A 13,010-nucleotide genomic window follows, 5' to 3' on the forward strand; every position below is an offset into this window, starting at 1 on the left:
TGCACCAATGTTGTACTGTGCTCAGCGTTATGTATAGTAGTATACGTTACGCTACACAGACTGTAACCAATTTTTTTTGACTACGGCGTAATTGCCGCGTCGGGACTGTGCCGCCGGGTGGCCGGATCGGACCGGCAGGAACCGGAAGGCGTCTTGGTAATCCAGTTATCGATGGGCTCCTTGTTCTGTAAAGCCCGCCAGACATCTTCTGCCCGTATGGGCATATGGGTCAGTTCAGCGCCGACCGCCGCATCGATGGCGTTGGCCAGGGCCGGGGCGACGGATATCATGGGGTGTTCACCGACTCCACGGGCACCGTAGGGACCGTCTAGCTGGGGGGTCTCCACCGCAATGGTTTCTATCGCTTCCGGCAGATCCTTGGCGGTGGGTATCTTGTTGTCCGTAAAGGAGGGGTTAAGAAGGTGCCCCTGCTTATCGTAGATATAGCCTTCGCAAATAGCGGTCCCGAGGCCCTGGATCATTCCGCCGATAGCCTGGCCGCGCACCATGTCCTCGTTAATCACCTTGCCGACATCAAAGGCGCTCGCTATTTTCAGTATCTTGTATTCACCCGTTTCAGGATCCACTTCCACGGTAATGCCGTGGGCTCCATAGGTCCAGTCCAGTGCAGGATTTCCCTCGCCTGTTTCCTTGTTCAGGTTGCTGAGGCCCTGGGCTATGTACTGGCCCACCCCAATAAGCGGACCGCCCACACCGTTGCCGTTGGGGTACGCATAACCGATAGAAATGCTTGCCCAGCTTACCGCTTCCGAAGGATGGTGTTTTACATAGATCTTATCCCCGTCGTGGGCAAGGTCCGCAGGGTTTGCTCGTAGAATCTGGGCTGCCACTTCATAACCCTTTTTCAGGAGATCCTCCGCGGCAAGAATACAGGCGTTTCCGGAAAGAATGAGTCCCTTGGAAGCCACGGTTTGCCAGTCGTAGGGATCCCGATCTGTGTCCTTTTCTACTGTAACCTTTACTTTTTCCAGGGGGAATCCTAAGCGCTCCGCCACAATTTGCTGGAAGGCGGTAGTGGAACCTTGGCCGATTTCCATGAGCCCTACGTTGACATTCACCGTACCGTCACTGTTCATTTTAATGACAGCCGAAGTTGCCGTGAAGGACGGCATAGCTGGGGCCTTGTGCAAAGCTGCAATGCCCTTACCTATCTTTCTACCCGTCTTCCTCTCCCGCTCCTTTTCTTCTTCGGTCAGGGTGCCGTAGTTAATTGCGTTTGCAACCGCATCAATACACTTGAGGACGTTTCCCGTATGTTCCTGGATAACTTCCCCCGTTAGGGTTGTTGATCCGGGTCGCAGGGCATTTTTTCGGCGGAATTCCAGGGGATCCATGCCAATAGCCTTGGCAACCAGTTCCATATGCCGTTCAAGACCCCAGTGGAATTCTACATGTCCGAAACCACGATATGCAGTCCCATAGGGCTTATTGGTATAGACCGTGTAGGCATCGACCCAGGCATTGGGAATATCGTAGGGGCCATTAGCAGAATAGCAAGAAGCCCTAGTTACGTTCACCGCATAGTCAGCATAAGCTCCTGCATCCCAGTACATGGTCATTTTCTGGGCAAGAATACGACCGTCTTTAGCAACACCGGTCTTGATACGATAAGTCAGAGCACTGCGGCATGGAAGGAGGGTAAATTCCTCTTCACGGCTGGCCTGGAATTTTACCGGCCGGCCTCCGGCCTTTCTAGACAGCACCGCTGTCAAAGGTTCGATATGAATTCCTGCCTTTCCGCCGAAACCTCCACCCACATGGGGTACCAGAACCCGCACCTTGTTTAATGGAAGCTTAAAGGCATAACAGAACAGGTTCCGCACCGTAAAGGGAGACTGGGCACTAGACCAAATCGTAATTTCATCATCCTTACCCCACTGAACAATTGCGACATGGGTTTCCATGGGAACGTGTTGGACCGACGGATTGGTATATTCCCGTTCGATAATCCACTCCGATTCGGAAAACCCCTTTTCCACATCACCCTTGCGCATCTTATTCCATGTGGCAATATTTGTCCCCGGCTGGGGAGAAAAAGCGGGCTTAAAATAATCATATTTTCCCAGATCCGGATGGATGAGGGGAGCGCCCTCTTTGATGGCATCCATGTGGTTTAGGATCGGCTCCAGGACCTCGTATTCCACCTCGATAAGGTCTACCGCTTTTTTGGCGATTTCCAGCGTGTCCGCTGCAACCGCTGCAACCGCTTCCCCATAATGGCGGACCTCTTTTTTAGCCAGGATATCCTTATCTACAATATATAAACCAAGCTTGTAATTAAGCTCCTCGCCGGTCAGCACCGCCCGAACCCCCGGCAGAGCCTGGGCCTTGGATACATCAATATGCTTAATTCGTGCCCGGGCATGGGGACTTTTTTTCACCTGAGCATAAAGCATACCCGGCAGCACTATATCGCTCACATACCTGGCAGCTCCGGTAATTTTTTCCACCGCCTCTTCCCGGCGGACCGCCTTGCCGACATATTTAAGAGTTTTGGGATCGCTATTTTCCAGCATATTTCAATCCCTCCTTCTTTTCTAACTGTCCTGTGGCATCGAGAACCGCTTCTATTATCTGTTGGTAGCCTGTACAGCGGCAAAAGTTGCCCTCCAGACCTTCCTTTATTTCTTCCACCGTTGGTTTCGGATGATTGCGGATAAGCTCCCGGGCAGACATGATCATACCGGAGGTGCAGAAACCGCACTGTACCGCATTGTTTCTATCAAAGGCTTCCTGCAGCTTCGAAAGGGTTCCGTCCTTAGCTTCGCCTTCGATGGTTTCTATTTCTGCGCCATCGGCCTCGACTGCCAAGACCATACAGGAATTAACGGTTTTTCCGTTCATAAAGACCGTACAGGCACCGCACTCTCCTGCCCCGCAGCCTTCTTTGGTACCCGTAAGGCCCAGATCTTCCCGCAGGAACCTCAAGAGGGTTCGATTTTCCGCCACATCCCGTTCATAAAGTTCACCGTTAATTTTTACTGAGATTTTCATTTCCGCACCTCCGTAAGCAGCCGTTTTACAAATACTTCTACCATAAATTCCCGGTATTCCTTGCTGCACCGCACATCGCTAATGGGACTGATTATTTTTCGAGTCGCCGCAACCGCATCTTCTACCGAAATGGAAGCCGGCAGATCCGGCGTTACCACCGGAGTCGGAGCGGCGGAACTTACGGCAATTCGGAGTACATCGCCCTTAATACTCACGGCAACTCCAATAATGCCCAGATCATGCCCGTTGATGCGTTTTAGTTTGCGGTAGGCGCCCTTTGCCCCTGCAGTTGTCGGCGGGATAATGATTGATTCCAGCACCTCTGCTGGACTCAATACGGTCTTTTTTACCCCCGTAAAAAACTCTGTAAAGGGCACCACCCTTGTTCCCTTGCTGGATGCGATGACCGCCTGGGCCCCTAGACAGAGCAGAGCCGGTGCCATGTCCGAACAGGGAGAGGCGTTGACCACATTGCCCATAATGGTTGCCCGGTTCCGTACCTGGTAACTTGCCAGGTCATGGCCGCATTCCTGGAGGAGCGGATAATGATCCCGCACGGCCTGGTTCTTTAGTATTTCGTTGATGGTTACCGCGGGCCTAAAAACAAGTCCTTCAGTGGGACTGTAGGTAATCCCCTCGTAGCCAGATACCTTTTTTATATCCACCACAAGCTGGGGCTTCATAACCCCGTTTCTAATATTAACCAGCAAATCGGTCCCCCCCGCCAGGACCTTTGCATTGCCTTCATGGTCATCCAGAATCTTAAAAAGCTCCTGTTTTGACCTTGGCCCTGCATAAGAAAATTGATGCAGCATAGCGCCTCCTTTTTTATAGTACAAATCTCGTACCCGACTCTCCCCGCAGAGAGCGGATTATATTTTCCGAATTGGTTATAATTGCTTCCTTGCCTCCGTTCTTAAGGTAATCGATGACAGCCTTCACCTTGGGCTCCATGCTGCCCTTGCCAAACTGACCCTCTTTCAGGTATTGCTCTGCCTCCGCTATGGTGAGCTTATCGAGCCAGCGGCGGGTAGGTTTGGTAAAGTCTAGGGCAACCTTTTCCACCTCTGTGGAGATGATAAAAAGGTCAGCTCCGATAGACGAAGCTAGCACGCTGGATGCAAGGTCCTTGTCGATAACCGCTTCCAAGCCAGAAATAGTGCCGTCCTCGGCTTCTGCAACAGGCACTCCGCCGCCACCAACGGCGATGACCGTCTCGCCCTGTTCCAGAAGTTCCCGGATTATGCTTTCCTGGATTATACGTTTGGGCCGGGGGCTCGGCACGACCCGCCGCCAGCCGCGGCCAGAGTCTTCCACCACGGACCAGCCGTCCTGTTCCTGCCGCATTTTGGCGGTGGCCTCGTCCATAAAGGAACCAATAGGCTTGGTCGGATTCTTAAAAGCCGGATCATTGGCGTCCACCACCGTTTCGGTGACCAGGGCCACCGCCCGGTTGGGCATGCCCCGGCGGCGGAACTCGTTATACAGGGAGGTCTCAAACATGTAACCGATCGAACCCTGGGTATTACTGCCGATATAATCAAGCGGCGCAGGAGGCACCTCCTTGGCACTGATTTCGTTTTTCCGGAGTAAAAAACCTACCTGAGGACCGTTTCCGTGGGTTATCGCCACCGAATACCCAGCCTGTATAAGATCGACAATATAGGGAACCGTGAACCGAACCGATTCAAACTGGTCCTGAAGACCTGTCTTTTTTGGATCCCGGATCAGGGCATTTCCGCCCACGGCAACTATTGCAATTTTTCGTGCCATCAAGACCTCCTTTGTTCCACCGAGGCAATTCCAAACAGGAAACCGGTGGCACTGTCCAAACCGGAACTGTGCCCGTATTGGGCAAGCTGGACAATTTCTTGGCGGATATCCTGGGATGGGTCAACAAAGGCTTTCGCAAAGCGCACCAGAATGCTGCTGAATCGGCCCAGGCTTGCCATATATAGAAAACTTTTAGAAACAATACCGGTCCTGTCTCTCGGATCCGTGATTGTGGAGGGGACAGTCCCCAATGTGGCCGCAATCCCCCATAACCAGGTCTCTACTGCTAAAGCACTTATCTGCTCTTCATAATCAGGATGGGCTGCGTACATGAGGAGGGCTATGGCAAGGCCGCAGAGAAAATCGTCCCCCGAAGGAGTTAAGCCCTGGCCGAGGCCAAGCAGCTTAAGCGAAGCCGTCAAAGCTACAGAGGGTGAACCGGCGACTAGAGAATTGCAAAGTGTATTTGCAACAGATTCAAACCGGCCGCTATACCCACTCGTTTCTTCAGGAAGAAAATTCACCAGGTGCTCTTTGGAAAGCCAGCGAAGCTCCGTATTTTGTTCCGCCTGGAGTGCTTCCAGGGCTATTCCGGCTTCCTCCAGCCGCTGCTCCAGCATTCCTGCACTAAGCGCCAGTGGGGGCGGACATTCATCAACCTGTGAATTCTTCTTAATATGATCAAAGCTTATTGAAATATGAGAACCGAACGAGAGGGTTTGTCCGTTAAATCTGCCGGCAATCCCAGGTTCTAGACTTAAGGCGTTGAAACGAACCGCTTGGCTCCCAGAACCGGCAACAAGGACCGATAGGGGATGCAGAAGAGCAGGCTGTGTAACCAGGGTATAGAGAATCGGTTTATCAGGTACAATAAGATTCAGCGCATTGGTATATACAGAATGTACCGTGCATTCAAAGGGTTCCGAGGGGAATAGGGAACCTGCAATGTAGGCATCTATTCTGCTCACTGGACCGGACCAGCATTCAGTACTTTCCGATCCCTGGCTATACCAAACCGTGCGCACGGATAAGCGCTTCCTTTAGGGCGTTAGATACCTTGTCCTTGCCCCATAGTATGTTCTCCCGGGTTAATTCCTTCGCCCTCTGCACATCGCAGTGCTCTAGAGCAGCAAGGATCTCCAAATGGTCCTGGCAAGTTTTTTTAAGCCGCTCAGGATCGGTAATGTCCGAAAGCCGTACAAAATGTATGCTCCGGTCTATATCTTTTAAAATTTTCTGCATTACCCTGTTTCCCGCTTCCGCAGCCAGGGCTTCGTGAAAGTGTTCGTCTTCTAATGCTGCTTCATGGGCCATGGCCGGCAGGGCGTCCAGCAGTTCCTTCCAGCGCTTTCTGAGCTGCCTAAGAATTCCAGAGCTCATACCGCGTTCACAGATTTGCTCAATAACCGCCAGTTCCAGTACGAGCCGGGTATCGTAGAGGTCCTCCAGTTCCTGCAGGTCAATCTTGCGAACCCGGTACCCCTTTCGTTCTGCCTTGTCCACAAGACCCGCCTCCGCAAGCATGTTCAGAGCCTCGCGGATAGGACTGCGGCTTACCCCGAATTCCACACAGAGTTCTTCCTCGGTAAGCCGATGGCCAGGCGGATAGAGCCATGTGCGGATCCGTTCAGATAATGATTCATACACTTCTGCACTAAGATTCCTTCCGCTCCGTCCGTCTGCCATCAGATCCTCCTATTTAAACACGAATACTTTAACCGGCTTGCCAGGCCGTTCGTCGGACTCCTCCACCGTGGCGGTGAGCTTCATCCCAATAACAGGATTTTCCACCTCAAGCCGTCCCGATGCCCGCAGTCCATTTTCGAACTGGACTATACCAAAGAGGAGATACTTTTTGGTATACCCTTCGGGCAAATTCCACGCCCTGGTCCAGGTAAGCAGTGTGCAGGGGCCTTCGAGATCGAAGGTTTCCCAGCCCTTACCGGTTACCGGATCCCGACGGGCGCTGCATTTTGAACAGATCATCGGTGCCGGATAATAGATGGCCCCGCAACTTTGGCATTTATAGGCCTTTATTTTGGGGGCCTTTACTTCGTATTGGCTAAAATCGATAAACATATCTGCCCCCTATTCCTTTGCGCAAATCACCGCTACGACGTTGTTGCCGAATCCGCCGAAATTGACGGACATGCCGTATTTGGGGTCCTTTACCTGGCGGCCCGGTTCAGCTTCGCCCCGGAGCTGGCGGACCAGTTCTACTACCTGGGAAACCCCGGTAGCGCCAACAGGATGACCCTTGGATTTAAGCCCTCCCGATGTGTTAATGGGAAGCCGGCCGTCTATTTTTGTCTCTCCCTTCCGGACCGCAAGATAACTCTTGCCCCGCTCAAAGAAACCAACCTCTTCACTGATGGCCAGTTCCAGAATGGAAAAGGCGTCATGGAGCTCGGCAAAAGAGATGTCCTGGGGGCCTACCCCAGCCATTTTGTAAGCCTTTTCGGCTGCAATCCGAACCGCATTAAGCTGGAGCGGATCCTTCCGGTTGTGGACACAGTGGGTGTCGGTAGCGCTGGCAATGCCCGCTATCCGGATGGGCTTTTTCTTAAAGTCCTTGACCCGGGGGCTGTCCATATTGACCAGCAAGACCGCCGCAGCACCGTCCGAAACGGGACAGGTGGAATACATTCGCAGGGGTTCAGCCACATAGTTGTTGACCACCTCTGCTTCGGGACCATCGGCAATGGCTTCGATATTAACCGGCGCCTGGATATGGGCATATTTGTTTTTGGCTCCGTTGTCATGGTTTTTAACCGCCAACAGCGCCAGGTCCCGTTCGGTAAGACCGTATTTTTCCATATAGAGCCGGGTAAACATACCGCCGAAGGCCGGCAAGGTAAGACCCATGTTGTACTCTGCTTCCTGGTGCAGCATGGTGGCCACAATATCGGTGGACATCCAGCCGCTTACTTTGCGCATGACTTCGCCGCCTACCACGAGCACCACATCGCACATACCGGAGGCAATGGCCATATAGCCGATTTTGATAGCGCTGGCCCCGGAAGCAGGCCCGTTTTCTACCAGTTCAGCGGGTACAGGCTCCATGTCCATACGGCTAATGAGAGAAGAGGCTACGGCAGATTGATGAACAAACAGGCCCGACGCCATGTTTCCCACAATGACCTGGTCAATTTCTTTTCTCTTTTCTAGATAACCCGCATCCTGGAGGGCGTCGGTGGCTGCATAGGCCATGACGTCCGCCAGATCGTATTCCGATGAATTTCCGAACCGGGTGTGCCCGATTCCAACAATACCGACTCTGGCGGCCATAGCTTACCTCTTAAATCCTGGAATTTGCGGATATTCGCTGGGCATAATGAGCTTTTCGGCGGACTTAAGGTCTTCTTCTGAGACAGGCCTTGTACCGGTGCATTTTACAGCCTTTACATCGTTCCAGAGCTTCCGGGTCAGCACATAGGTGGGAACACCACCCAATTCGTGCCGGACCTGGGGATACAGGTGGGACCGGTCTTCCAGCTGATATTCGATCATCCATCGCTTAAACCCATTGGGGCTTTCAGCCACAATGTACACCTCATCTTCCCCGAGGATATCGATATGATGTTCCATTTTTGCCGCAAAAAGCTGGGCTCCGACCCTGAGACCCCGTTTAATGGTAAGGGTATGAAGGCTCATACCGAGCTTGTCATCCACATGGCGACTTGTGACGATACCGGCAATGACGCCGTTAATTGCGCCGACAATGACAAATTCGTTGGCAACCCGGTAGCGGTACCAGCCAAGAATTTCCGAATACATACGGGCGGCTACAATGTCATAAAAGTCCGCAGCAACACCGATAAGGGGGGCTACGGTACCGAGCAGTACACCGACTTCGTCCCGGCGGGCCTCGCGGACTACCATTTTTTCGCCCGAAGCCAGGGTAATTACCTTGGGAGGATAGGGCTTAAGCTCTACCTCGGGGGGTCTCAGTTTTTTCTCCATCTCATCGATTGCCATGATTTGCTCCTCTATTTATGGTTCTTTCGGGCTTCTTCATGAAGCCATGGGTTCTTTGCACCGGCCACATCGCCGAACCGGGTAAGTTCTGCCTTGGCCTTTTTCTTCATCAGTTCTTCGTAGCGGTCGTCTTCCACATGGGCCACAATGCGGGCAATGGAAGATTCGCCGTCCACAAAGCGCCAGGGATAGCAGCCGATGACTGCCCGCTGGTTTAAAAGCAGGTCTATATCGCCGCCCACGCATTCGGCATGAATAATGCCCTTGTCGAACATCTCAATATGCATGAGCTGGTATTTGTCGTCGCTGAAAAATTCATCCAGGCTCTTGCCATATTTCTTTTGGAAATGCGCATCGCATTCTTTGGCTTGCCGGGGCATCCATTCCCTGATCTTGGTGTTCATAGGATGGTCTGCGCTACCGCAGTCCACACCGATCCAGCGAAGCTTTTTCTTTTTTGCCCATTCGGCAAACTCACGGTCTGGTCCGGGATGTTTAATCATGTAGCGGATTTCGTCTCCCGTCGGCTGGTCCCAGCCGTAATGATGAAAGCCGGTATGGATAATAAGGATGTCTCCCTCTTTTACTTCCACCCGTTCCTCTACCATTTTGGAGGTATACACATCGTAATCGCCGCAAACATCGGAAAGGTCTACGATGGCACCTTCGTGGACCAGGAAGTCCATATCGAGGCTCGCAATGTCCTTACCGGGGGTATAGAAATGGATTTCGCCATCCAGATGGGTTCCGATATGATTGGAGTGGGTAACCACTTGTCCGTTTGCGCCGTTGGGAGCAAGGCGCTTAAAGTATTGAACCTGCAAGGGAATGTAGGTCGGCCATGGCGGGGTTCCTACACCTAGAGGTATGGTTAAATCGATTACTTTCATTGAACACCTCCTCGTTACTTAGGTCCAGCCAGGCTGAACCCTGTCCTTATTTAATGAGAATCTGCTGCTGCATAGGCAGCAGCTAAAGCTTTGAGTGCATCCTGGTAACAGTTGGCCGGCGGCTTTACGAGGCCTGCACCGACCATGCCGATGCCAGGTTTTTTATGGGCAATACCGGTATTGATGACGGGAAGGATTCCCTTTTCAACCACCTTTCGTACATCGATAGCTGTGGGAGTGCCCCGGAAATCCAGAATCGGGATCTTGTACTCCCGGTTTTCCGCCAGGGTAATTTCGTACATTTCCCGGGTAAAGCGCAGGGCGTCTTCGGGACTGCCTCCGACAAATTTCACGATAGCCGGGGCTGCCGCCATGGCAAAGCCGCCGATACCGCTCGTTTCGGTAATAACCGAGTCTCCAATATCCGGCGCGGCATCCTCGGGACCGAAGCCCGGCAAATACAGTCCTTTTACTATCCCCGCAGGGCCGGTAAACCAGCGGCCCTTGAGCCCCGCTACCTGGATGCCAAATTCGGTACCGTTCCGACCCTGGGCGGTAATAACCGTGCTGCCAGGAATTCCCTCTGCGGCCATCAGGACCGCTTTAGCCGAAGGCATGGTAAGATTCAGGAAGAAGTGATCATTCTGGTGCATAAAGGTAAGAACCCGGGAAAGAGCTTCCTTTGGCTCGTCGAGCATGACAAGATAGGGGGCAAGTTCCCGGATTACTAGAGAGGTTCCTGCTCGGTTCCGGTTGTGTCCCTCGTCGCCCATTTGTAGGGCCTGAACAATCAGGCTCCGCATGTCTACCGGTCCGTGCTTTTCTATTGCCTTCTGGAGTATCGGCGCCAGTTCCCCCTCCATCCAGCGGAGCCGGTCCAGCACTTCCTGGGAATAGGCTCCATAGCGGAGAACCTTGCCGAGACCCTCATTCAAGGTTGCATAGGCCCGGTTACCATAGGTTTCATTTTCGATAATCCAGACCGGCATACGGCTCGTCATGATTCCCGCCATAGGGCCCACGGCTGCGTGTTCCTGACAGGGCTCAAAATCAATCTTACCCGAAGCCGCCAGGGCTTCCGCTTCTTCTTCTGTTTTAGCCAGCCCCTCGTAAAGGATGCCGCCAATAACGGCTCCCCGCATGGGACCGCACATCTTATCCCAGGTAATAGGCGGCCCCGCATGGAGGAACAGGTTCGGCCGCATGCCCGGGACTACGTCCTTTGCAATCCCAAGTCCCTTTATAAGCGGCTTACCCGAAAGTATCCGTTCCACCGCTTCCCCATTAGCCTTATCAATATCTACGGTCGAACGACTTTCCAGCTGGTCCAGAACCTGGATTAGTTCGGAATTTCCCCCCGCAGGAGGCATCCAATCCACATGAACCACTGGCGTATCACAGGATGCCAGATTTTCCGCAAAGGATTCGAGCCCTAGATTGATGACCCTAAGGCCCTGGTTAAAGAGGGCAAGGATATGTTCAGGTCCCGGCCCGGCGTCAGATGCTGAAGGACCAGCAACTCCCACTGCGGCTTGGGCAGCTTTTTTCGCCCCAGTCTGTCCGGCTGCCGCTTGGTTTTGGAATGCGGGACTCGTCTTACCGGTTACCTTTTCCATAATTTTTAGTGCCAACAAGGAAGCCTGGTAGTTGGAGGGCATAACAATAACCCCCGCACTGCGTAGCTTTGCTACCTGTGAATCGAAACCCTGGAAATCCCCGGGAGTTCCCGTTACAGAGGCAATCACTGAAAGGTAGCCGCCCCGTTTTTCGGCGGCTTCTTTAGCCTTTTTAATAGAAGTAAGCATAGCACCCGCCGGATCCGGATGGGAACCGTAGCCCAGGACACAGTCCAACAACATGACCGCAATTTCCGGGTCATCCCGTTCAGCATCGATCCGTTCAGTCCTTGTGCTTGGGTCAATCATGGGATGGGGCCGGCCCACCGTAAAGACGTCGTCCCCCAGGTCAACAATGGTGTGCCCGATAGATTTTTTGGGATTCGGAAGCACAAAGGCCGGATCTGTGTGGTTGTTGGAATAGACTGCACCGGTAAGACCATGGAGCAGTATCCAGGCTTCGTCGGTAAGGGTGCCGCCGGTATAATAGCCCCGGATATATTTTTGATTTTTCGCCATACGACGAGTTTCTTGCTCCACCAGGGCTTCTATGTCTTTCTTTGAAAGGTCAAAGGGCCAATTCCGGCGGCTATTTTCATCAACCTGTTTCCCCTCTGCAAGGGATACGGCCCATCGGGCAGCTTCTTCCAAATTGGAAGCGAAATGAATTGAAGAACTAGCGGCAATCAGTTCATTAAGTCCTATAAAATGAACCACCGCGGGTTTTCCGGTTTTTTCAAGGGCCTGCACTACCTTAGCTGCCACATCGGAAGCAGGCGGCTTAGAAACAATAAGAATTGCCTTTGTGTTCGGATCCGCCCCGAGGGCTTCAATGCCCATGAGCATGGTGGCCCCCCCGACCTGGGCATTTTTAAGGTCCCGGCCACCGGTGCCGATGCCCTGGCTGACACCGCTTCCAAAACGGTCGATAAGGCAGGAAACTTCCTGGAGGCCTGTCCCTGCCGCGGCCACTATACCGACCGGTCCCCGGTCTACCACATTGGCAAAACAAATCGGCTTACCATCTATAATAGCTGTTCCACAATCGGGACCCATAACAAGGAGTCCCTTTTGGCGGGCTATTTTTTTTAAGGCAATTTCGTCTTCCAGTGAAACATTGTCAGAAAACAGCATGACATGAAGCCCCTTATTAAGGGCCTTACGGACTTCCCGGGGGGCATACATACCGGGTACTGATATGACAGCCATATTTGCATCGGGTATGAGATCAAGGGCGCTGTCTAAGGTCTTGCTGCGGGGCAGCCCAGATCCCGCAACAGAAGTAGTGCTAGCCTTTTTTTTACCGCCCAGCATCTCATCTACGATTTTGAGAGCTTCGTCAAAGACTTTCTGCGAAGCACAATCCAGGGCAACCACAAGGTCAGCGGGGCTGACTTCTTTCAGGGATTCAAGACTATAGCCCTGTTCTTTAAGGAGTTCCAGGTTCATGGGAGTACCCATGGTTACTGTGGCATCTATGATATCGGACCGTTCCTTAAGATCCTTGCTCAGGAGCATTAAAAAAACCGAATCCACATAGGTGTCTTTGCGAACATGTATCCTTTTCATCTCACCCCTCCCGCACCACTATTAGACGTGTTCTCATCGGACAAGTCCAATGAGAACACGTCCAATTAAGCCCAATTTGGCCAGACCAAATCCGGTCCATTCATGTAGACTTAATTATATACCGGATTGTATACAAGTCAAGAAAAAATTGTATGTTCAATTCCAGGGA

At 52.5% G+C, this 13,010-nt stretch carries 11 protein-coding genes; all 11 read right to left on the reverse strand.

All coding sequences use genetic code 11. The annotated features are described in order from the left end of the window. Positions 1–80 precede the first annotated feature (80 nt). Genes Q7P68_RS04055 through Q7P68_RS04105 form a run of 11 tightly spaced genes read right to left on the reverse strand, consistent with a single transcriptional unit; the run spans position 81 to position 12,841 of the window. Positions 81–2,537, reverse strand: coding sequence for a xanthine dehydrogenase family protein molybdopterin-binding subunit (locus Q7P68_RS04055; protein WP_304223153.1), 2,457 nt, complete (start codon positions 2,535–2,537; stop codon positions 81–83). Continuing rightward, positions 2,524–3,015, reverse strand: a complete 492-nt coding sequence (locus Q7P68_RS04060) for a (2Fe-2S)-binding protein (protein WP_304223156.1) — start codon at positions 3,013–3,015, stop codon at positions 2,524–2,526. Before Q7P68_RS04060 ends, Q7P68_RS04055 begins: the two co-directional genes overlap by 14 nt. Beyond that, positions 3,012–3,830 carry an FAD binding domain-containing protein gene (locus Q7P68_RS04065; protein ID WP_304223159.1) on the reverse strand — a complete coding sequence of 273 codons (819 nt, stop codon included), beginning with the start codon at positions 3,828–3,830 and terminating at the stop codon, positions 3,012–3,014. The genes Q7P68_RS04060 and Q7P68_RS04065 overlap by 4 nt, the downstream gene beginning before the upstream one ends. A gap of 13 nt (positions 3,831–3,843) precedes the next feature. Then, entirely contained in the window at positions 3,844–4,788 is a 945-nt protein-coding gene (gene arcC / locus Q7P68_RS04070) for a carbamate kinase (RefSeq protein ID WP_304223161.1), read from the reverse strand. Then, the gene (locus Q7P68_RS04075; protein WP_304223164.1) at positions 4,788–5,813 is read right to left on the reverse strand and encodes an oxamate carbamoyltransferase subunit AllH family protein; all 1,026 of its coding nucleotides are present in this window, start codon (positions 5,811–5,813) and stop codon (positions 4,788–4,790) included. The genes arcC and Q7P68_RS04075 overlap by 1 nt, the downstream gene beginning before the upstream one ends. Further along, positions 5,794–6,474 carry a GntR family transcriptional regulator gene (locus Q7P68_RS04080; RefSeq protein WP_304223167.1) on the reverse strand — a complete coding sequence of 227 codons (681 nt, stop codon included), beginning with the start codon at positions 6,472–6,474 and terminating at the stop codon, positions 5,794–5,796. The genes Q7P68_RS04075 and Q7P68_RS04080 overlap by 20 nt, the downstream gene beginning before the upstream one ends. Positions 6,475–6,483: 9 nt before the next feature. Further along, positions 6,484–6,867 (reverse strand): Zn-ribbon domain-containing OB-fold protein, encoded by a 384-nt coding sequence (locus Q7P68_RS04085; RefSeq protein ID WP_304223168.1) that lies wholly within the window; start codon positions 6,865–6,867, stop codon positions 6,484–6,486. Positions 6,868–6,876: 9 nt separating this feature from the next. After that, the gene (locus Q7P68_RS04090; RefSeq protein ID WP_304223170.1) at positions 6,877–8,076 is read right to left on the reverse strand and encodes a thiolase C-terminal domain-containing protein; all 1,200 of its coding nucleotides are present in this window, start codon (positions 8,074–8,076) and stop codon (positions 6,877–6,879) included. Between the two features lie 3 nt (positions 8,077–8,079). Further along, positions 8,080–8,766 carry a hypothetical protein gene (locus Q7P68_RS04095; protein WP_304223172.1) on the reverse strand — a complete coding sequence of 229 codons (687 nt, stop codon included), beginning with the start codon at positions 8,764–8,766 and terminating at the stop codon, positions 8,080–8,082. Positions 8,767–8,777: 11 nt separating this feature from the next. Further along, the gene (locus Q7P68_RS04100; protein ID WP_304223174.1) at positions 8,778–9,656 is read right to left on the reverse strand and encodes a cyclase family protein; all 879 of its coding nucleotides are present in this window, start codon (positions 9,654–9,656) and stop codon (positions 8,778–8,780) included. A 50-nt stretch (positions 9,657–9,706) separates the two neighbouring features. After that, the gene (locus Q7P68_RS04105; RefSeq protein WP_304223175.1) at positions 9,707–12,841 is read right to left on the reverse strand and encodes a bifunctional FdrA/YlbE family protein; all 3,135 of its coding nucleotides are present in this window, start codon (positions 12,839–12,841) and stop codon (positions 9,707–9,709) included. Positions 12,842–13,010 lie beyond the last annotated feature (169 nt).

Origin of the sequence: Gracilinema caldarium, assembly GCF_029265695.1 — a bacterium.
GTDB lineage: Bacteria > Spirochaetota > Spirochaetia > Treponematales > Breznakiellaceae > Gracilinema > Gracilinema caldarium_A.